Here is a 21,048-nt window from a genome sequence, read left to right as displayed (position 1 = left end):
CGCCCGGCCCGCAGGCTCAAGCCAGGGACAGGAGCCGTTCCTTGACGATCATCGACCCGTCTTCCTGGGTCTGCACGAAACCGCGCTCTTCGAGGTCCTTCATCACGCGGCTCACCATTTCACGCGACGCGCCCACCATCTTGGCCAGGTCCTGGCGGGAAATCTTGTCGCGCACCTTGAGGTTGCCGGCACCGTCCTCGATGGCGAACTCGAGCAGCGAGCGCGCCACGCGACCATACACGTCCATCAGCGCCAGTGACTCGATCTTGCGATCGGCATGGCGCAGGCGCTGCACCAGACCACGCATGATGTTGTAGGCCATGGAGGAGTTCTCGGGCAGGCAGCGTGCGAAAGCGTCGCGGCCCAGCATGAGCACGTCGCACTGGATTTCGGTGCGCACGGTGGCCGAATGCGGCTCGTCGTCGATGAGGCTCATCTCGCCCAGGTAGTCGCCGGGATGCAGCGTGGCCAGGATGACCTCGCGCCCGCGGCTGTCGGCGCTGGTGACGCGAGCGCGCCCTGTCAGGATGATGTAGAGCGCATCGGACTTCTTGCCTTGCTCGACAACGACTTCCCCGCGCTTGAAACGCTTCTTGATGATCGCGTCCGCGATGCTGGCGGACTGCGTGGCCGTCAGCGACGCGAACAAGGGAACGCGCCGAAGCAATTCGAGGTTGGACAGCATCGACATTTATCAATCCCTGAGACAGCGCACGGAACAGTCCAGAAGGCCAGCCAATGGATTACTACAATCGCGCGCATTGAAAACACCGTTTACCCGGTGTTGAACCGGGCAGTGATACTCCATATGTATATCGCTACCACCCTGAAAATGTACACGCTGACGAAGCGCCCATCCTAGGTTTTCTACTCATGTCCGCACCCCAACACGCCAAGGTTTTGATTCTCGGCTCCGGCCCGGCCGGCTACACCGCCGCCGTCTACGCAGCACGCGCAAACCTGAAGCCATTGCTCATCACGGGCATCGCCCAAGGCGGCCAGCTGATGACCACCACCGAGGTCGACAACTGGCCGGCCGACGTGCACGGCGTGCAGGGCCCGGACCTGATGCAGCGCTTCCTGGAGCACGCCGAACGCTTCAACACGCAGATCGTGTTCGACCACATCAACAAGGTCGACCTGAGCAAGCGCCCCTTCACCCTGACCGGCGACAGCGGCACCTACACCTGCGATTCGCTCATCATTGCGACGGGCGCCTCGGCCAAGTACCTGGGCCTCGATTCCGAGGAGAAGTTCATGGGCCGCGGCGTCTCCGCATGCGCCACCTGCGATGGTTTCTTCTACCGCGAACAGGAAGTCTGCGTGATCGGCGGTGGCAACACGGCCGTCGAGGAAGCGCTGTACCTCGCCAACATCGCGAACAAGGTCACGCTGGTGCACCGCCGGGACAAGTTCCGCGCCGAGCCCATCCTGATCGACAAGGTGATGGAAAAAGTGGCCGAAGGCAAGATCGTCCTGAAGCTGCACAGCGAGCTCGACCAGGTGCTGGGTGACGATTCGGGCGTGACGGGCATCCGCCTCAAGAGCACGCAGACTGGAGCGACCGAGCAGATCGACCTCAAGGGTTGCTTCATTGCCATCGGGCACCACCCCAACACCGACATCTTCCAGGGCCAACTGGAAATGAAGGACAACTACATCCTGACCCGCTCCGGCCTGCAGGGTTTCGCCACGATGACCAGCATTCCGGGCGTCTTTGCCGCCGGCGACGTGCAGGACAACGTGTACCGCCAGGCCATCACCAGCGCGGGCACCGGCTGCATGGCCGCCCTGGACGCGCAACGCTTCCTGGAGCAGGACGGCACGCTTTAAACCCAGCGGTACCCGAAAGGGCTATAATCCGAGGCTTTGCCGAAATAGGTCCACCCTTCAACGAGGGGCAGGTCACGGCAAAGCCGGGGTACCGCCACCCGTTTCTGGCGAGGTCAAGCTGCAAAACACCCTGCGACTTTCCGGTTGCGAGCGGTGCCAGCTGTTCAAGAAAGAGTGTCCTCATGGCACGCGTATGCGACGTAACGGGCAAAGGCCCGATGGTCGGAAACAATGTTTCCCACGCCAACAACAAAACCAAGCGCCGGTTCCTGCCGAACCTGCAATACCGCCGTTTCTGGGTCGAAACAGAAAACCGCTGGGTTCGCCTGCGCGTTTCGAGCGCTGCCCTGCGCCTGATCGACAAGAACGGTATCGACGCCGTGCTCGCAGACCTGCGCGCACGCGGCCAAGCTTAAGGAGCTGAATCATGGCAACGAGCAAAGGCGGACGCGAAAAGATCAAGCTGGAATCCACCGCGGGTACCGGCCACTTCTACACGACCAGCAAGAACAAGAAGACGATGCCTGAAAAGATGTCGATCATGAAGTTCGACCCGAAGGCGCGCAAGCACGTCGAATACAAGGAAATCAAGCTGAAGTAATTCAGCCCCGGTTTTCCCAAACAAGAAACCCGCTGCTTACCCAGCGGGTTTTTTGTTGCCTGCACTTTCTTCGCCTGCCCGCTCTCCTTGCGAAAATGACAGGCACAAAAAAGCCGACCCTCAGGCCGGCTTCTTGATTGGCGTGGCTCCCGTCAGGCGCGTGCGGCACGCAAGCGGGTCGAGAAGTCGCGCAGACCGGCAATGCCGCTGGCTTCCGCACGATGGCACCATGCCGCCAGATCGGCCGCCAGCTGCTCACGAGACTGCGAGGTGTTCAACCAGAGCTGGCGCAGCTCTTCGCGCATCGTGACCATCTTGTCGAGCACCGGATGAGCGGCGCGAGCTTGCACGACGTGCGTGCGGGCCGACGCGGGCACCTTGTCGTCGTCACGGTGCAGCCAGCGCTTGGCGGCCTGGAGCGCCGACAGGTCGGCACCCTTGGTCTTCAGCGCGTCCAGCTCCAGGCTGGTGGCGCGGCGCATTTCGCGCGCATAGCCGGCCATGACTTCGTAGCGGTTGGCAATGACGGCCTCGAGTGTCTTCTCGTTGGCCACGGGCTGGACGTCGCCCAACTGCATCTTCGGCGGCACCTTCTTGACCTTGGCCCAACCGAGCTTCTGGAACACCTGGATGTAGACCCAGCCGATGTCGAACTCGTACTTCTTGACCGAGAACTTGGCCGAGGTCGGGTAGGTGTGGTGGTTGTTGTGCAACTCTTCACCACCGATGATCAGGCCCCAGGGCATGATGTTGCGGCTGGCGTCCTGCGCCTCGAAGTTGCGGTAGCCCCAGTAGTGACCGATGCCGTTGATGATGCCGGCGGCGGTGATGGGAATCCACAGCATCTGCACCGCCCACACGGCCATGCCGAGCGTGCCGAACAACGCCACGTTGATGACCAGCATCAGGCCGACGCCTTGCCAGCTGTAGCGCGTGTACAGGTTGCGCTCGATCCAGTCATCGGGCGTGCCGTGACCGTAGCGTTCCATCGTTTCCTTGTTCTTCGACTCGGCGCGATAGAGTTCGGCGCCGCGCCAGAGCACTTCGTCGATGCCCTTGACCTGCGGGCTGTGCGGGTCGTCGACGGTTTCGCACTTGGCGTGGTGCTTGCGGTGAATGGCAACCCATTCCTTGGTCACCATGCCGGTGCCGAGCCACAGCCAGAAGCGGAAGAAATGCGAGGGAATCGGGCCGAGATCCATCGCCCGGTGCGTTTGCGTCCGGTGAAGGAAGATCGTGACGGCGGCAATCGTGATGTGCGTGGTGACGAGCGTGTACAGCACGACTTGCCACCATGCGAGGTCCCACAGGCCGTGTCCGAGCCATTGAATGGCCGCGTCGAGAACGGCGGAGTCAGGAAGGAACATTGAGTCAGGTACTCCATGACCACACGAAGGTGCAGCCTTAAGATAACCGGCGATTTTAAATGGGCGAGCCTGAATCAGGCCTTTAAACCTTCAAGAAAACCGCAGATTTACCATCGTTTGGAGTCCTGCCCCTATTTGCGGTTCCACACCGCGGCAAAGAAACCGTCGGTGGAATGACGGTGGGGCCACAGGCGCAGGTAGCGCAGCCCCCCCTCCCCGCCAGCGCACAACGCTTCAAAACCTTCGACTTTCAGGCCCTGCAGCAGTTCTGCCGCGTCCACCGGCACGAAATCGGGGTTGGCAGCACTGAAAGCCTCGGCGATGGCTTCGTTTTCCTCGGGCAACACGCTGCACGTGGCGTAAACCAGACGACCGCCCGTTTTCACGAGCCGCGCCGCGCTTTGCAGGATGGCAGTCTGCTTGACCGTCAGTTCCTCGACCGATTTGACCGACTGGCGCCATTTCAGGTCCGGATTGCGCCGCAGCGTGCCCAGCCCCGAACACGGCGCGTCGACCAGCACACGGTCGATCTTGCCCGCCAGGCGCTTGACGCGGTCGTCGCGCTCGTGGGCGATGGCGGCCGGGTGCACGTTCGACAGCTTGCTGCGCGCCAGCCGCGGCTTCAGCGCGTCCAGGCGGTGCGCCGACGTATCGAAAGCGTACAGGCGCCCGGTGTTGCGCATCGTCGCGCCGATGGCCAGCGTCTTGCCGCCTGCGCCGGCGCAGAAGTCGACGACCATTTCGCCGCGCTTGGCATCCAGCAGCAGCGCCAGCAGTTGCGAGCCTTCGTCCTGCACTTCGACGGCGCCGCGGGCAAATGCATCGAGCTTGTTCAGCGCCGGCTTGCCTTCGATGCGCAAGCCCCACGGTGAGAACGGCGTTACTTCAGATTTGATAGCAGCTTTCGCAAGCTCAGCCTTCACTTCCGCCCGTTTGTCGGTCAGCGCGTTGACGCGCAAATCGAGCGGGGCGGATTGCTGCAGGCTCTCGACCAGCGGCCAAAAGCCGTCGCCCAGTTGCGCCTTCAGCGGCGCGACCAGCCACTCGGGCAGGTTGTGGCGATGGCGTTCGAGCAGGTCGTCGGGCTTGACGGCGTCGCAGTTGTCGAGCCAGCGCTTTTCGGTGTCGTTGAGCGCGCTCTTCAAGAAGTCGCGCGGGCCGTGAAAGCCGAGGATCGCCATGCGGCGCTCCTTCGAGCCGCTGCCCGAGGGCGAGAGGTGATCGAACAGCAGCTTCTTGCGAAGCACGGTGTAGACGGTTTCGGCGAGCGTCGCGCGCTCGCGCGGGCCGAACTCGCGGTGGTCGCGGAAAAAGCGCGAAACGACCTGGTCGGCCGGGTGATCGAATTTCAGGACAAGGCCGACCAGATCGGCGGTGGCCTCCAACAGGGCTTTGGGGTGCATCTCCCCATTGTCTCAGCCAGCCGACCCCTTCGGTCCGGCGCGGCATCGAAGGGCTATGCCGCGCGCGCCCAGACCTCGCCGAACGCCTGCCGTTCGATGTCTTCCACCGAGGGCGAATGGCCCGCCCACAGCACCAGCGTGGCGCCCGGCAGGGTCAGCGTCTGCTCCAGCTGGCGGCACATCTGCCAGCGGTCCTCGTCGTCGAGCCCCGGCAGGTCGACGAAGACGATGTAGGCACGGCGCCACGGAAACTCGCGCAGGTTCTTGCGCACCAGCCAGGCCCGCGAGGCGGGCAGGCAGCGCACGAGGTCGGCGCGAAGCTCCCCCAGCTCGTAGTCGCTCAGGTCGTGCCGCGAGATCTGGCTGAAGAACGGCGTGCCGGTGATCTCCTCCCAGGCGCGCGCCTCGGCCTCCTCCGCCTCCTTGAGCCGGCCGCGCCACAGCTTGAGCGCTTCTTCCTCGTGCGGTCCCGCATCAGGGTCTTCCAGCGTGCCCACCGCGCTCCTGGCGGCCCACCAGCGGCTGGCCGCGCCGGAGTCGTGCAGCCGCTCGAGCACGGCGAGCCGCGACGCGCGGTCGCTCGCGGGCAGCATCTGGACCAGGCCACGCAGCGCGCCCGGATGCTCCGGAGCGATGCGCAAGGCACTTTCGTAGCGCACGCGAACGGGCGCCGCAGGATCGAGCCGCCGCTCCGAATCGGCCCACTCGACCATCTCGTCGGGCGTGTTGTGCTCACCGCGTTCAGCCAGCACCGAGATGCGCTCGCGAATGCGCGAACGGTGCGCATGGTGCTGTTTCCAGTCGGCGGCGTGTGCGCGGCGCCACTGGTTGTCGAAGTACTCGATCCACTTCCTGCGGTCGGCCAGCAGTTCGAGCGCCGAGCGCTTCGACCATTCGGGCAGGGCCGCCTTCTGGTCGAGCGCCTCGAGCCGGTCACGCAGCACCGGATGGGTGTCCTCGAGGTCGCTGACGCGGCGCATCGCCTCGCGCAGCGCATGGCGCGCAAAGTCGTCTTCGGGGGGCGTGCGCACGCGCTTGCGCAGGGCCGCGAACGGGCCTGGCGGCTGCGGGTCGTGCTCGGCCCGCGACCAGTGCCAGGGCCAGAACTCGTTGGCGTACCAGCTGCCCTTGATCGCTATTTCGGTCAGCGCGGCGGCCGCCACCGAGGTGCCCAGCAAGCGGCCCGAGATGCGGTCGGCCTCGTACTCGTCCTGCCGGGCCAGCGCGAAGGTCTTGGCCGCGAAGCGCGGGAAATACCAGCGAAAGAAAGCCTGCGAGAACAGCGCCATCACGCCTTCGTTGCGCTGCAGGTTGGCGTCGAGCTTGAGCCAGGACAGCCGCGTGCGGTAGATCCACGCGCTGAGCTTGCCGTGGTTGCCGCGCAGGTGGCCGTACTCGTGCGCCAGCACCGACAGCAGGCGCCGCCGGTCGAGCATCATCAAGAGCGGCAAGCCGATGCTCAGCGAATTGATGGCGCCGCCGAACAGGCCGAAGCGCGGCAATTGGCGGATGCTGGCGTTGAATTCGTCGTCCAGGTAGACGTGGTGGACCGGCGGGCCCTTGATCTTGCCGCGGATGCGGTCCAGCGCCTCGAAGAGCGCGGGCGCATCGTCCCGCTGGAGTTCCACGCCCTCGGGCGCGTCGAAGCGCACCCAGAGCGCGCGCAGCGTGGCCCAGAGCAGTCCGCCGGCGAACAGCAGCACCCAGCCGCGCGTGAAGCTGAAGCGCTCTTCGCGGATCGACGAAAGCACCCAGACAATGAGGCCCACCGCGAGGCCGAGGCAGCCCAGCACCCAGACATAGCCCAGAGCGGCAAAGGCCGCCACGCTGCGCCGATAGCGCGCACTGTCGTCCGCGCTCGCATGCTCGCTCAGTCGAACCAGGTGAACAAAATCCGCGCGATCCATCCGACTCCCGTCACATCAAGCCCCGACAGTTTTTGAAAGAAGCCCCCGTTGAACGACGAAGACCTCCCGCCCCTGATCGAAACACCGCCCGGCCGCTACCGTCACTACAAGGGCGGCGAATACGAGGTGATCGGCACCGTGCGCCACAGCGAGACGCTGGAGCCGATGACGCTGTACCGTGCCTTGTATGGCGCCCACGGACTCTGGGTCCGGCCGGCCGCCATGTTCGGCGAAACCGTCGACATCGACGGCACGCCAAGGCAAAGATTCACCAAAATTCAGTCATTCAGGCCGGACACGCACGTCCCACCTGAATAGTTTGCTACTTTTTCTATAGCGAAATAGATTCCCGTCAACCGCAGCGGACGTTGCTCACTCGGTTGCGTGCGTCCACATCGAGATTGAGCCGTCCGCCATTCAGTTCGGTCGTGGCTGCGGTACCGGGCTTCAGCACGCGCACCGTGCCGGCGGCTGCGCGCGCACGGGCGGCGGCTTCGAGCTGGGGCGTCAGGAGTTGGCCCACGGCAAAACGGGCACCTTCGGCGCTGCATTGGAAGACCGGCTCCGGCGGCGGCGCGGGTGCAGCCACGGCGGGAGCGGAAGCGGGCGCAGCCGCAGGCGCCGCACACCCGGCCAGCAGGGCCGCGGCGGCGAAGGCAGCCAACAGCAACGATTGGGGTTTCACGTCAACACTCCCGAAAACCCGCGAATATAAACAACTTTAACGTTTGTGACTCAATGTATCTGCAAGCCATCCCGCGATGGCACGCGGATACAACAGATGCTCCTGCGCGAGCACCCGGCCGGCCAACGTGGCGGCGGTGTCATCGGGGAGAACGGGCACCACGGCCTGCGCCAGGATCGGACCGTGGTCGAGCTCGTTGGTGACCTGGTGCACCGTCACCCCGGCCACCTTGCAGCCCGCCTCGATGGCGCGCTGGTGCGTATGCAGCCCCGGGAAAGCCGGCAGCAGCGAGGGATGGATGTTCACCAGCCGCCCGGCGTAGCGCCCCACGAAACCCGGCGTCAGGATCCGCATGAACCCGGCCAGTACCACCAGTGCGGGGGCATGGGCATCGACCGCCTGCGCCAGCGCCTCGTCGAAGGCCTCGCGGGTGGCGAACGCCTTGTGCGGGACCACGGCCGTGGCGATGCCGTGCGACCCGGCAATCGCCAGCCCGCCGGCCTCGGCCTTGTTGCTGACAACCGCGGCGACACGCGCGCCAAAACGTTCGGGCCAGCGCTCGCGCTCGGCGGCGCGCACGATGGCCGCCATGTTGGAGCCGCCGCCGGAGATCAGGATCACGATGTTCTTCATGGGAGGCGGGATTATCCGTGCCTGTTTCCCTTGTCGCGGCGCGGACACCGCATAGCAGCACGACCGTGCTAAAACTCGAAGCTCCGCAGACACACCGCGTCTGCGGCGAAACGATCAACACAGCGAGGCACGCATGGATTTGAGCTTCACACCCGAAGAACAGAAGTTCCGCGAAGAAGTTCGCGCCTGGGTCAAGGACAACCTCCCCAAGGAGATTTCGCACAAGGTGCACAACGCGCTCGAACTGACGCGCGACGATCTGCAAGGCTGGGCCAGGATCCTCGGCAGGAAAGGCTGGCTGGGCTATGGCTGGCCGAAGGAGTTCGGCGGCCCGGGCTGGACGGCCATCCAGCGCCACCTGTTCGAGGAAGAAACCGCACTGGCCGGCGCGCCGCGCATCATCCCGTTCGGCCCCGTCATGGTCGCCCCGGTGATCATGGCCTTCGGCAATGCGGAGCAGCAAAAGCGCTTCCTCCCCGGCATCGCCAGCGGCGAAGTCTGGTGGAGCCAGGGCTACAGCGAACCGGGTTCGGGTTCCGACCTGGCTTCGGTCAAGACCAAGGCCGAGCGCAAGGGCGACAAGTACATCGTCAACGGCCAGAAGACCTGGACCACGCTCGGCCAGTACGGCGACTGGATGTTCAACCTCGTGCGCACCAGCAACGAAGGCAAGCCGCAAACCGGCATCAGCTTCCTGCTGCTCGACATGAAGTCGCCCGGCGTCACGGTGCGCCCCATCAAGCTGCTCGACGGCGGCCATGAGGTCAACGAAGTGTTCTTCGACAACGTCGAAGTGCCGGCCGAGAACCTGATCGGCGAAGAGAACAAGGGCTGGACCTACGCCAAGCACCTGCTCTCGCACGAGCGCACCAACATCGCCGACGTGAACCGCGCCAAGCGCGAGCTCGAACGCCTCAAGCGCATCGCCAGGACCGAAGGCGTGTACGAAGACGCGCGCTTCCGCGACGAGATCGCCAAGCTCGAGGTCGACATCGTGGCGCTCGAGATGATGGTGCTGCGCGTGCTGTCGGCCGCCACCTCGGGCAAGAACTCGCTCGACGTGGCGGGTCTGCTCAAGATCCGCGGCAGCGAAATCCAGCAGCGCTACAGCGAACTCATGATGCTGGCCGGCGGCCCCTATTCGCTGCCGCTGATCCGCGAAGCGATGGAAGCCGGCTGGCAGGGCAACTTCCCCGGCGGCAACCCGGCGCTGGCGCCGCTGGCATCGACCTTCTTCAACATGCGCAAGACCACCATCTACGGCGGTTCGAACGAAGTGCAACGCAACATCGTCGCGCAGACGGTCCTGGGCTGAGGAGACACGAACATGGATTTCAATTTCACCGACGATCAGGAACAGCTGCGCGACGCCGTTCGCAAGTGGGTCGACAAGGGCTACGACTTCGAGCGCCGTCGCGGCATCGAGGCCAAAGGCGGCTTCTCGCGCGAGGCCTGGGACGAACTGGCCGAACTCGGCCTGGGCGGCCTCTACATCAGCGAGGACGACGGCGGTTTGGGGATGGGCCCGGTGGCCGGCATGGTCGTGATGGAAGAGCTGGGCCGCGGCATCGTGCTGGAGCCCTTCGCGCAGACGCTGATCGCCGGCGCGGTGCTCAGCGGCCATGCCGATGCAGGCACCAAGGAAAGCTGGTTGCCGCGCATCGCCGGCGGCCAGGCCATCGTGGTGCTGGCGTACCAGGAGCGCAAGGCACGCTACCGGCTCGACGTGTGCGACGCCACGGCCGTGAAGTCGGGCAGCGGCTATTCGCTGACCGGCGCCAAGAGCGTGGTGCCGGTGGGCGACGAGGCCGACGCCTTCATCGTGCCCGCCAAGGTCGACGGCAAGATCGCCCTCTTCCTGGTCGAGCGCAGCGCCAGCGGCGTCGAGGCCCGCGGCTACGGCACGCAGGACGGCAGCCGCGCGGCCGAGGTGGTGTTCGACAAGGCCGACGCCACGCTGCTCACGGCCGACGGCCTGGCCGCACTGGAACACGCGGTGGACGTCGGCATTGCCGCCACCTGCGCCGAAGCGGTCGGCGTGATGGACAAGACCGTCGCGCTGACCGTCGACTACATGAACCAGCGCAAGCAGTTCGGCGTGGTCATCTCCAGCTTCCAGGCGCTGCGCCATCGCGTGGCCGACATGAAGATGCAGCTGGAGCTCGCACGCTCCATGAGCTACTACGCCACGCTCAAGCTCAACGCCCCGGCCGACGAACGCCGCCAGGCGCTGGCGCGCGCCAAGTACCAGCTGGGCACGTCGATGCGCTACGTCGCGGCGAACTCGGTGCAGCTGCACGGCGGCATCGGGGTGACCGACGAATACATCGGCAGCCACTACTTCCGCAAGCTCACGCAGATGGAAATGACCTTCGGCGACACGTTGCACCACCTGGGCGAAGTGTCGGCACGCATGCAGGACACGGCCGGCGTCTTCGCCTGACGGTCTTTTTCTCATAGCATCCAACGCCCGCCCGCCTTGCGCCGGCGGGCGTTTTCACTTGAAAACCTGCCCCAGGAACGAAACATGCAATCCCGCCGCACCCTCCTTGCCATGGCCGTCGCCACGACCTCGGCCATCGCCGCCACCGCCATGCTCACCGCCTGCGCCACCCCTTCATCGCCGTCGTACACCGAGCGCCCGCCCATCGTGTTCGTGCACGGCAACGGCGATTCGGCCGCGCTCTGGCAAACGACGATCTGGCGCTTCGAGTCGAACGGCTGGCCGGGCGACCGGCTCTTCGCGTTCGACCAGCCCAACCCGCTGGGGCGCGACGACGATGCCGTGGCCCAGCCCGGGCGCAGCTCGACGGCCGATTCGGCCGTGTTCCTCAAGGCCCAGGTCGACAAGGTGCTCAAGGCCACGGGCGCCGGCAAGGTCGTGCTGGTCGGCAATTCACGCGGCGGCAACACCATTCGCAACTACGTGCAGAACGGCGGCGGCGCGGCCGTGGTGAGCCATGTGGTGCTGGGCGGCAACCCGGCGCACGGCATCTGGGCCGTGAAGGGCTTCCGCGAGAACAACGAGTTCTCGGGGCTCTCGGGCTTCATGCAGCAGCTCAATGCGCCGAAGGGGCCGAACGGCGAAGAGGTCACGCAGGGCGTGAAGTGGATGACCCTGCGCTCGGACAACAACGACAAGTACGCCCAGCCCGACGGCGTATGGATCGGCGCGCCCGGCAAGCCGACGAACATCGGCTTCGACGGGCCGGCGCTCAAGGGCGCGACCAATGTCGTGCTGCCGCGCGCGGACCACCGCGAGACCTCGTTCTCGCCTGCCGCATTCGCCGCGACGTGGCAGTTCCTGACGGGCCAGGCACCGCGCAGCACGGACATCGCCGTGCAACCGAGCGTCGTGCTCGACGGCCGCGCGATCGGCGCCGAAAACCTGGCGCTGAACGGCGCGCAAGTGACCGTGTACCCGGTCGACCCGGCCACCGGCGTGCGGCTCGGCGAGGCCGTGCATACCCAGTCCGTGGGCGCCGACGGGCGCTGGGGGCCTTTCAAGGCACGCAGCGACGCGAGCTACGAATTCGCGCTGGCGGCACCCGGCTACGGCACCACGCACATCTACCGCAGCCCGTTTCCGCGCAGCGGCAATTTCGTTCACCTGCGGCCCGAGCGCGTCACGCCGGCGGACAACGGCGCAAGCTCGGTCGTGGTGTTCACGCGTCCGCGCGGCTATTTCGACGCGCAGCGCGACACCCTGAGCTTCGACGGCAAGAGCCCGCCGGCAGGCGTCCCGCCCAAGGGGGCGGGCGTGTCGACCTCGCGGCTGCGCGTCGAAGGCGGCGGCGCACCGCGCGCGGTGATGGGCGAGTTCAACGGCGAGCGCATCACCGGCCTCACATGGCCGGCCGCGAACGAGCACACGACCGTGCTCGAACTCACCTACTGAGGCATCGCCATGAACGACACGGGCGCTCCCTTCGTGCTGCAGTCGCGCGACGACCGCGGCGTGGTCACGCTCACGCTGAACCGGCCGTCGTCGTTCAATGTTCTGTCGGAAGGCATGCTGGGCGCGCTGGAACAGGCACTTGGCGAGGTCGCGGCTGACGAGAGCGTGCGCGCCGTCGTCATCGCGGCGGCGGGCAAGGCCTTCTGCGCGGGCCACGACCTGAAGGAAATGCGCGCCGAGCCGTCGCTCGGCTACTACCAGCAGCTGTTCGAGCGGTGCGGCGCGGTGATGCTGTCGATCCAGAAGCTCCCGGTGCCGGTGATCGCGCGGGTGCACGGCATCGCGACGGCGGCGGGCTGCCAGCTGGTGGCGGTCTGCGACCTGGCGGTGGCGTCGAGCGAGGCACGGTTCGCGGTCAGCGGCGTGAACGTGGGCCTGTTCTGCGCCACGCCCAGCGTCACGTTGTCGCGCAACCTGGGGCGAAAAGAGGCGTTCGAGATGCTGGTGACGGGGGAATTCATCGGTGCGCAGGAAGCCCGCGAGAAGGGGCTGGTCAACCGGGTGGCGGCGCCTGCGGAACTCGACGCGGCCGTTGAATCGCTGGTGGCCAGCATCGTCGCCAAACCCCGGCGGGCGCTGGCGCTGGGCAAGGCCCTGTTCTACCGCCAGCTCGAAACCGGCATCGAGGCCGCGCTGGTCGACGCCAGCCAGACCATGGCCTGCAACATGATGGACGAGAGCGCGCTCGAAGGCGTGCAGGCCTTCATCGAGAAACGCCCGCCGGCCTGGAAGCGCTGAAGCCAGCTAACTGTCGTGCAGCCGCGAGCTTTGCGGCAGGTGCGCCATCAAAAACTCCATCTGGTCCGCCAGGATGCGGCGGTTGCGCAGAATGAAATCTTCCCAGAGGCTGGGCACGTAGGGCGCATACAGCAACGGCATGTTCGCCTGCTCGGGCGTGCGGCTGCTCTTGCGGTGGTTGCACGGCTTGCAGGCCGTGACCACGTTCATCCAGGTGTCGATGCCCTTCTGGGCAAAGGGAATGATGTGCTCCCGGGTGAGCTCGTCTTCGTGGAAGTGGCCGCCGCAGTAGGCGCAGACGTTGCGGTCCCGCGAGAACAGCTTGCTGTTGGTCAGGCCGGGCCGCTGGGTGAAGGGGTTGATGCGCGGCACGCCCTTGGTGCCGATGATGCTGTTGATGGCAATCTGCGACTGCTCGCCCGTGACCGCGTTGTGACCGCCACGGAAGATCGCCACTTGCGCGCCCACTTCCCAGCGAACTTCGTCCGCCGCGTAGTGAATCACCGCCTGTTCGAGCGAAATCCATGACTGGGGCAGCCCTTGGGCCGACAGCTTCAAGACCTTCACCAACGTCTCCTCAAAAAAGGGAAGAACCACGGAAAGACCAGGGACACGGAGCGCATTGCAGGCCCACGCCTGTCACCGCACTGCGTCACAATATACCGGCTTTGTGACAAATCGGCCTGATTCGCCCAATTGGCGGGCGAAAGGCGCTATCAAAAAGATACTCACCGATGCAGGTTTTTCGCGGCTTCCGGCACCCGGGCGTGGCCCCTGCCTGCGCTCTCACCATTGGCAATTTCGACGGCGTGCACCGTGGCCACCAGGCCATGCTCGCGCTGCTGCAGACCGAGGCCCGCCAGCGCGGGCTGCCGAGCTGCGTGCTCACGTTCGCGCCGCACCCGCGCGACTATTTCGCGGCCATCACCAAGAAGCCCGACCTGGCGCCGGCGCGCATCGGCACCTTGCGCGACAAGCTCAGCGAGCTGGCGGCCTGCGGGGTGGCGCAGACCGTCGTGCTGCCGTTCGACGGCCGGCTGGCATCCCAGTCGCCCGAGCAATTCATCCAGAACGTGCTGGTCGACGGCCTGGGCGCGCGCTATGTGCTGGTGGGCGACGACTTCCGCTTCGGCGCCAAGCGCGCCGGCGACTACGCCATGCTCGATGCGGCCGGCGGAACGCGAGGTTTCGACGTCGCGCGCATGAACAGCTACGAGGTCCACGGCCTGCGCGTTTCCAGTTCGGCGGTGCGCGAGGCGCTGGCCGAAGGCCGCATGGCCGACGCCCACACCCTGCTGGGGCGGCCGTACACCATCTCGGGCCACGTGGTTCATGGCCGCAAGCTCGGCCGCGCGCTGGGCGCCTCGTCGCCGGGCCAGGACGACGGCTTTCGCACCCTCAACCTGCGCTTCAAGCACTGGAAACCGGCGGCCAGCGGCATCTTCGCGGTGCTGGTGCACGGCCTGGCCGATCATCCCCTGCCGGGCGTGGCCAACCTGGGCGTGCGCCCTTCGCTGGACGCCAACGACGTCAACGGCGGGCGGGTCCTGCTCGAAACCCATTGCCTGGAGTGGCCCTCCCATCTCGGGAGCGAAGGGGCCTACGGTAAAATCGTCCGCGTGGAACTGCTGCACAAACTGCACGACGAATTGCGCTACACCAGCCTCGAGGCCCTCACAGCGGGCATCGCGAAGGATGGGCGCGACGCACGTGCGTTCTTTGCATCGACCCACGCAGAAACCCACCGCCAGACCACGCGCGATCGAATTTAGCCCTGCACGCACCGTGCTGCCGCCCTTCGACAAGCTCAGGGCGAACGGCTTTATCTTCCGCACCGACCGCTCAATGCAGTTCGGGCTGAGCCTGTCGAAGCCCCCTCTGTTCGCACCCCACCATGTCTGACGCTGCTTCCCCCAAAGATTACCGTTCCACGCTGAACCTGCCCGACACCCCCTTCCCGATGCGCGGCGACCTGCCCAAGCGCGAGCCGGGCTGGGTGAAGGAATGGAACGACGAAGGCCGCTACCACCGCCTGCGCGACGCCCGCCACGGCGCGCCCAAGTTCATCCTGCACGACGGCCCGCCCTACGCCAACGGCCAGATCCACATGGGTCACGCGGTGAACAAGATCCTGAAGGACATGATCACCAAGGCGCGCCAGCTCGAGGGTTATGACGCGCTCTACGTGCCCGGCTGGGACTGCCACGGCCTGCCGATCGAGAACGCCATCGAAAAGCAGTTCGGCCGCAACCTGAGCCGCGACGAGATGCAGGCCAAGAGCCGCGCCTTCGCCACCGAGCAGATCGCCCAGCAGATGGTCGACTTCCAGCGCCTGGGCGTGCTGGGCGAATGGGACCATCCGTACAAGACCATGGACTTCGCCAATGAAGCCGGCGAGCTGCGCGCGTTCAAGCGCGTGATCGAGCGCGGCTTCGTGTACCGGGGCCTCAAGCCCGTGTACTGGTGCTTCGACTGCGGCTCCTCGCTGGCCGAGTTCGAAATCGAATACGCCGACAAGAAGAGCCAGACCATCGACGTGGCCTTCAAGGCGCACGAGCGCGAGAAGGTGCTCAAGGCCTTCGGCACCGACCACACGATCCTGGGCGACATCTTCGCCGTGATCTGGACCACCACCGCGTGGACCATCCCAGCCAACCAGGCGATCAACCTCAACCCCGAAATCGAGTATTCGCTGGTCGACACCGAGCGCGGCCTGCTGATCCTGGCCAATTCGCTGGTCGAGATGTGCATGACGCGCTATGCGCTGGACGGCAAGGTGCTGGCCACGGTGAAGGGCGAGCAGCTCGGCGGCCTCGAATTCGAGCACCCGCTGTACGACGTCGATGCGGGTTACAAGCGCCTGTCGCCGGTGTACCTGGCCGACTACGCCACCGCCACCGACGGGACCGGCCTGGTCCACTCCTCGCCCGCCTACGGCGTGGACGACTTCAACTCCTGCGTGGCCCACGGCGTGGCGTACGACGACATCCTGAACCCGGTACAGGGCAACGGCAGCTACGCGCCCGACTTTCCGCTGTTCGGCGGCCAGAACATCTGGAAGGCCGTGCCGGTCATCATCGCCGCGCTGCGCGACGCCAACCGCCTGCTGACCACCGAGACCATCACCCACAGCTACCCCCACTGCTGGCGCCACAAGACGCCGGTGATCTACCGTGCCGCGGCGCAGTGGTTCATTCGCATGGACGAGGGCGAAGGCGTGTTCACCAAGGACAAGGCGCCCAAGACGCTGCGCCAGACCGCGCTCGACGCCATCGAGCAGACCAGCTTCTATCCGGAGAACGGCAAGGCGCGCCTGCACGACATGATCGCCGGACGGCCCGACTGGTGCATCAGCCGCCAGCGCAGCTGGGGCGTGCCGATCCCGTTCTTCCTGCACAAGGATTCGGGCGAGCTGCATCCGCGCACCATGGAAATCCTCGACCAGGCCGCCGACATCGTCGAGCGGGGCGGCATCGAGGCCTGGAGCCGCGTGACCATCGAGGAAATCCTCGGTGCCGAAGATGCGCCGAGCTACACCAAGAGCACCGACATCCTGGAGGTGTGGTTCGACTCGGGCTCGACCTTCTATCACGTGCTGCGCGGCACGCACCCCAACGTGCACCACGAGACGGGCCCCGAAGCCGACCTGTACCTCGAGGGCCACGACCAGCACCGCGGATGGTTCCATTCTTCGCTGCTGATCGCCTGCGCCCTGGAAGACCGCGCGCCGTACCGCGGCCTGCTCACGCACGGCTTCACGGTGGATTCCAAGGGAATCAAGATGAGCAAGTCGCTCAAGAACGGCATCGACCCGCAGGAAATCAGCAGCAAGCTGGGCGCGGAAATCATCCGCCTGTGGGTGGCCGCGAGCGACTATTCGGGCGACATCGCGGGCGACGACAAGATCCTGGCGCGCGTGGTCGACTCGTACCGCCGCATCCGCAACACGCTGCGCTTTCTGATGGCGAACACCAGCGACTTCGACATCGCGAAGGACGCGGTGCCGCTCGACCAGCTGTTCGAGATCGACCGCTACGCGCTGGCACGCGCATCGCAGTTCCAGGCCGAGATCCTTGCGCACTACAAGGTGTACGAGTTCCACCCGGTGGTGTCCAAGCTGCAGATCTACTGCTCGGAAGACCTGGGCGGCTTCTACCTCGACATCCTGAAAGACCGGCTCTACACGAGCGCACCGGGCTCGCTGGCGCGCCGCAGTGCGCAGACGGCGCTGTGGCACATCTCGCAAGCCATGCTGCGCTGGATGGCACCGTTCCTGAGCTTCACGGCCGAAGAAGCCTGGAAGTTCGTGGGCACGGGCAAGCCGGGCGAGTCGATCTTCACGCAGACGTACAGCCAGTTCGACGCACCCGACGAAGCGCTGCTCGCCAAGTGGGGCCGCATCCGCGAGATCCGCGACGCGGTGAACAAGGACATCGAGGCGGTGCGCGCCGAAGGCAAGGTGGGCTCGTCGCTGCAGGCCGACCTGCAGGTGACGGCGCCGGCCGACGACTTCGCGCTGCTGGGCTCGCTGGGCGAGGACCTGAAGTTCGTCTTCATCACCTCGGCCATCGCGCTGGCGGCGGGCGAAACGCTGTCGACGGTGGTCACGCCGAGCACCGCGCAGAAGTGCGAGCGCTGCTGGCACTACCGCGACGACGTGGGCCAGGACCCGGCCCATCCGACGATCTGCGGGCGTTGCACCAGCAACCTGTTCGGCGCCGGCGAATCGCGGAGCTTTGCCTGATGGCCACGACACGTTCCACACGCTCCGCATCGGCATCGCGTTCACGCGGCGGCAGTCTGGGCATCTGGCCCTGGCTGGGGCTGGCGCTGATCATCGTGATCATCGACCAGTTCACCAAGACGCTGATCCTGGGCTACTACAAGCTGGGTGACGCAACGTACGTGACGAGCTTCTTCAATGTCGTGCGCGCGCACAACACGGGGGCGGCTTTTTCATTCCTGGCCGACCATTCGGGATGGCAGCGCTGGTTCTTCACGGCCATCGGCGTGGCCGCGGCGATCTTCATCGTGTGGATGCTTCGCTCGCACGCGGGGCAGAAGCTGTTCTCGTTTTCGATGGCCTGCATCCTGGGCGGCGCCATCGGCAACGTGGTCGACCGGATGATGCACGGCTACGTCGTCGACTTCCTGAGCTTTCACCTGGGCAACTGGTATTTCCCGGCGTTCAATGCGGCGGACAGCGCCATCACGCTGGGGGCGATCTGCCTGATCGTCGACGAGATCCGCCGGGTTCGTCGAGGCAAGTGACCTGGGTGGCCAGCGCCGCGTAGACGGTAAGGCGCAGCCCCAAGACAAGCTCGACGGCGCCGGCCGCAAGACGGCAAAAGCGCCACAAAAAATGTGAATCTCCCGGCTGCGCGCCGGGCGGGCACGCGCGTACATCGCGCACGAGATCCTCAGAAAACGACGGGCACTTCACGCAAGCGCAGCGCTGGAGCACGGCTCGTCCCACACACGGCGCTCACGTCGCACGGCATGCGTCTCGCCAGAACAACGATCGATCGTTTGTGCATCGCGTCGTAGGGGAACTGGCACTGTTTACTTAGGTGAACATTATTATCGGAATGGTTTTCATTTGCGATAAGACGTTAACAAGCCGGTCGCTCCGACTTTTACTGGCGTCGTGTCCCGGGGTTCTTGCCCTGCAGCCGTCCGGCCCCGCCGGTCCCCTCCGCCTTCTCTTCTCGCCTTCTCCGCCCATGCATTCGTCGACTGCCCATTTCTCTCGCGCAGAATTTCGTTTCACGCCCACCCCGCTTGCACATCTGCTGCGCCAGTGCCTCGGAGCTTCGCTCATCCTCGCCGCGGCGGGCGCCGCCGCACAGACCGCCACCACGGCGACCGAACTGAAGGAGGTGGTCGTGACCGACCAGGCCGAAGCCATCGGCGGCCTGCAGAAGACCTACTCCGGCGGCCAGTTCGCACGCGGCGGCAGCCTGGGCATCCTGGGCATCACCGACCTGATGAACGTGCCGTTCAGCACCACGAACTACACCTCTGAACTCATCGACAACCAGCAGGCGCTCAGCGTGGCCGACGTGGTGATGAACGACGCGTCGGTGCGCCCGCTCACGTCCCGCGGCGGCTTCGGCGACGAGTTCCAGATTCGCGGCTTCACCGTGCCCAATGCCGACATCGGCATGAACGGCCTGTTCGGCCTGGCGCCCACCACGCGCATTCCGCTGGAGATGGTCGAGCGCGTCGAGGTGCTCAAGGGCCCGGGCTCGCTGGCCAACGGCGTCGGCCCCACCGGCAGCGTGGGCGGCAGCATCAATGTCGTGACCAAGCGCGCGGCCGACGTGCCGCTCACCCGGCTGACCACCACTTACATGAGCGACGCCCAGTTCGGCACGCACCTGGACGTGGGCCGCCGCTTCGGCCAGGACAACCAATGGGGCGTGCGCGTCAACGGCGTGGTGCGCAACGGCGAAGGCAACATCGACAACGGCAAGCAGAAGCTCGGCCTGGCCACGCTGGGCCTGGACTACCTGGGCACGCGCCTGCGCTGGTCGCTCGACGCGTTCGCCAGCCGCGGCGACACCCGCGAGTTCCGCCCGCAGACCAGCTTTGCCGCCGGCATCTCGGTCATTCCAGAGCCGCCCTCGGCCCGCCTGAACTTCTACCCGGGCACGCAACTGAAGGACAACGCCAAGACCACGATCTCGCGCATCGAGTACGACATCAACGACGACACCGTCGTCTACGGCAACGTCGGCTACACCGACCTCGACTACATGCAGACCTTCCCGAGCGGCCGCCCCGACTCGCTGGGCAACTTCAGCGTGTCGAACGCCTACTACGACTTCTACAGCAAGACCACGGCGGCCGATGCCGGCATTCGCACCCGCTTCAAGACCGGCAGCATCGGCCACACGCTGGCCCTGGGCGTGAACATGCTCGACCAGGAGTCGGGCTTCTTCTACGCGACCTCCGCGCGCACGAACCGCTCCAGCCTCTACAACCCGGCGCCGCTGCCGGCCGTGACGGCCACCCGCACACCGGCGACCAAGTCGGCGGACCTGAAGCAGTCCAGCGTGGTGCTGGTCGACACGATGTCGTTCATCGACGACCGCCTGCTGGTCACGCTGGGCCTGCGCGACCAGACCATCGAGCAGGAGGGCTTCTCGCAGACCACCGGCGCATCGGTCAGCCGCTACAAGGCCAGCGCCGTCACGCCGCTGGCCGGCGTGGTGTTCAAGCCGGTGAAGAACGTCTCGGTGTACGCCAACTACACCGCCGGCCTCACGCGCGGCGGCACCGCCGGGCCCGGCACCGCCAACGTCGGCGAGACCTTCGCGCCGCAAAAATCCAGGCAGCACGAAGTGGGAGTGAAGGCCGACTGGGGCCCGCTGACCACGCAGGCCGCGGTCTACCAGATCACGCGGCCCAACAGCCTCACCGACCCGACCACGCTGGTCTACAGCTTCGGCGGCGAGCAGCGCAACCGCGGCCTGGAGCTCACGGCCTACGGCGAACTCCAGCCCGGCCTGCGCGTGATGGCCAGCGCCGCCTTCAACGACGCCAAGCTGACGCAGACCGCCGGCAACGTGAACCGGGGCAACGACGCCGCCGGCGTGCCCAAGCGCACCTTCAACCTCGGCCTGGACTGGGACCTTCCCGGCGTGCCGGGCCTGAGCCTCAACGGCCGCGTGATCAACACATCGTCGGTGTATGCAGACGCTGCCAACCGCCTGAGCGTTCCGTCGTGGACCCGCCTGGACATCGGCGCGCGCTACGCCACCAAGGTGGCGAACAAGGCCGTGACCTTCCGCGCCAACCTGGAGAACGTATTCGACAAGAACTACTGGGTGACCAGCACCTACGTCACCGTGGGCGCACCGCGCACGCTGATGCTGTCGGCCTCCATCGACTTCTGAACCTTCTTCGAAAAGACCTTCT

The 21,048-nt window shown here is 65.9% G+C and carries 19 protein-coding genes; 12 read left to right on the top strand and 7 right to left on the bottom strand.

The genetic code is table 11. The features are described 5' to 3' along the window. Positions 1–16 precede the first annotated feature (16 nt). Positions 17–691: a Crp/Fnr family transcriptional regulator gene (locus ACSFA5_RS05555; RefSeq protein ID WP_435443039.1), complete on the bottom strand. Its 675-nt coding sequence runs from the start codon at positions 689–691 to the stop codon at positions 17–19. A 182-nt stretch (positions 692–873) separates the two neighbouring features. Between ACSFA5_RS05555 and trxB the strand changes: the two genes are divergently transcribed. The 3 genes from trxB to rpmG all read left to right on the top strand — a co-directional run bounded on the left by trxB (position 874) and on the right by rpmG (position 2,434). Next, positions 874–1,833, top strand: a complete 960-nt coding sequence (trxB, locus tag ACSFA5_RS05550) for a thioredoxin-disulfide reductase (protein WP_435443038.1) — start codon at positions 874–876, stop codon at positions 1,831–1,833. A gap of 182 nt (positions 1,834–2,015) precedes the next feature. Beyond that, on the top strand, positions 2,016–2,249 hold the full coding sequence (rpmB, locus tag ACSFA5_RS05545; RefSeq protein WP_007830293.1) for a 50S ribosomal protein L28: 234 nt from the start codon (positions 2,016–2,018) through the stop codon (positions 2,247–2,249). Between the two features lie 11 nt (positions 2,250–2,260). Further along, positions 2,261–2,434 carry a 50S ribosomal protein L33 gene (rpmG, locus tag ACSFA5_RS05540; protein ID WP_007830291.1) on the top strand — a complete coding sequence of 58 codons (174 nt, stop codon included), beginning with the start codon at positions 2,261–2,263 and terminating at the stop codon, positions 2,432–2,434. 152 nt (positions 2,435–2,586) lie between these two features. Here the strand turns inward: rpmG and ACSFA5_RS05535 are convergent, their stop codons facing one another. The 3 genes from ACSFA5_RS05535 to ACSFA5_RS05525 form a co-directional block, all read right to left on the bottom strand. Continuing rightward, positions 2,587–3,801: a DesA family fatty acid desaturase gene (locus ACSFA5_RS05535; RefSeq protein ID WP_435443037.1), complete on the bottom strand. Its 1,215-nt coding sequence runs from the start codon at positions 3,799–3,801 to the stop codon at positions 2,587–2,589. A gap of 131 nt (positions 3,802–3,932) precedes the next feature. Next, entirely contained in the window at positions 3,933–5,204 is a 1,272-nt protein-coding gene (locus tag ACSFA5_RS05530) for an RsmB/NOP family class I SAM-dependent RNA methyltransferase (RefSeq protein WP_435443036.1), read from the bottom strand. Between the two features lie 53 nt (positions 5,205–5,257). Further along, positions 5,258–7,111, bottom strand: coding sequence for a M48 family metalloprotease (locus tag ACSFA5_RS05525; RefSeq protein WP_435443035.1), 1,854 nt, complete (start codon positions 7,109–7,111; stop codon positions 5,258–5,260). Positions 7,112–7,159: 48 nt separating this feature from the next. Here ACSFA5_RS05525 and ACSFA5_RS05520 point away from each other — a divergent pair, with 48 nt between their 5' ends. Beyond that, positions 7,160–7,429, top strand: coding sequence for a DUF1653 domain-containing protein (locus tag ACSFA5_RS05520; RefSeq protein WP_435443034.1), 270 nt, complete (start codon positions 7,160–7,162; stop codon positions 7,427–7,429). A 34-nt stretch (positions 7,430–7,463) separates the two neighbouring features. Here the strand turns inward: ACSFA5_RS05520 and ACSFA5_RS05515 are convergent, their stop codons facing one another. Together ACSFA5_RS05515 and purN are read right to left on the bottom strand one after the other, a co-directional pair. Then, on the bottom strand, positions 7,464–7,796 hold the full coding sequence (locus tag ACSFA5_RS05515) for an I78 family peptidase inhibitor (RefSeq protein ID WP_435443033.1): 333 nt from the start codon (positions 7,794–7,796) through the stop codon (positions 7,464–7,466). A gap of 36 nt (positions 7,797–7,832) precedes the next feature. Continuing rightward, a complete protein-coding gene (purN, locus tag ACSFA5_RS05510; protein WP_435443032.1) occupies positions 7,833–8,429 on the bottom strand; it encodes a phosphoribosylglycinamide formyltransferase in 597 nt (198 codons plus the stop codon). Between the two features lie 133 nt (positions 8,430–8,562). On the opposite strand from purN, the gene ACSFA5_RS05505 reads away from it, so the two are divergent. The 4 genes from ACSFA5_RS05505 to ACSFA5_RS05490 all read left to right on the top strand — a co-directional run bounded on the left by ACSFA5_RS05505 (position 8,563) and on the right by ACSFA5_RS05490 (position 13,125). Further along, positions 8,563–9,744 (top strand): acyl-CoA dehydrogenase family protein, encoded by a 1,182-nt coding sequence (locus tag ACSFA5_RS05505; protein ID WP_435443031.1) that lies wholly within the window; start codon positions 8,563–8,565, stop codon positions 9,742–9,744. A 12-nt stretch (positions 9,745–9,756) separates the two neighbouring features. Then, positions 9,757–10,872: an acyl-CoA dehydrogenase family protein gene (locus ACSFA5_RS05500; RefSeq protein WP_435443030.1), complete on the top strand. Its 1,116-nt coding sequence runs from the start codon at positions 9,757–9,759 to the stop codon at positions 10,870–10,872. A gap of 84 nt (positions 10,873–10,956) precedes the next feature. Further along, a complete protein-coding gene (locus tag ACSFA5_RS05495) occupies positions 10,957–12,327 on the top strand; it encodes an alpha/beta fold hydrolase (protein ID WP_435443029.1) in 1,371 nt (456 codons plus the stop codon). A 9-nt stretch (positions 12,328–12,336) separates the two neighbouring features. Beyond that, a complete protein-coding gene (locus ACSFA5_RS05490) occupies positions 12,337–13,125 on the top strand; it encodes an enoyl-CoA hydratase (RefSeq protein WP_435443028.1) in 789 nt (262 codons plus the stop codon). Positions 13,126–13,131: 6 nt separating this feature from the next. On the opposite strand, the gene ACSFA5_RS05485 is transcribed toward ACSFA5_RS05490, so the two are convergent. Then, entirely contained in the window at positions 13,132–13,692 is a 561-nt protein-coding gene (locus tag ACSFA5_RS05485) for an HNH endonuclease (protein WP_435443027.1), read from the bottom strand. A gap of 167 nt (positions 13,693–13,859) precedes the next feature. On the opposite strand from ACSFA5_RS05485, the gene ACSFA5_RS05480 reads away from it, so the two are divergent. From ACSFA5_RS05480 to ACSFA5_RS05465, 4 genes are all read left to right on the top strand, one after another. Beyond that, positions 13,860–14,897, top strand: a complete 1,038-nt coding sequence (locus ACSFA5_RS05480; protein WP_435443026.1) for a bifunctional riboflavin kinase/FAD synthetase — start codon at positions 13,860–13,862, stop codon at positions 14,895–14,897. Positions 14,898–15,019: 122 nt separating this feature from the next. Continuing rightward, positions 15,020–17,869 (top strand): isoleucine--tRNA ligase, encoded by a 2,850-nt coding sequence (gene ileS / locus ACSFA5_RS05475; protein ID WP_435443025.1) that lies wholly within the window; start codon positions 15,020–15,022, stop codon positions 17,867–17,869. Then, positions 17,869–18,396, top strand: coding sequence for a signal peptidase II (gene lspA / locus ACSFA5_RS05470; protein ID WP_435443024.1), 528 nt, complete (start codon positions 17,869–17,871; stop codon positions 18,394–18,396). Before ileS ends, lspA begins: the two co-directional genes overlap by 1 nt. Before the next feature lie 452 nt (positions 18,397–18,848). Further along, a complete protein-coding gene (locus ACSFA5_RS05465; protein ID WP_435443023.1) occupies positions 18,849–21,026 on the top strand; it encodes a TonB-dependent receptor in 2,178 nt (725 codons plus the stop codon). Positions 21,027–21,048 lie beyond the last annotated feature (22 nt).

It is taken from the genome of Variovorax monticola (assembly GCF_051216855.1).
Taxonomy (GTDB): Bacteria; Pseudomonadota; Gammaproteobacteria; order Burkholderiales; family Burkholderiaceae_C; genus Variovorax.
This window is presented reverse-complemented; position numbering and strand designations above follow the sequence as displayed.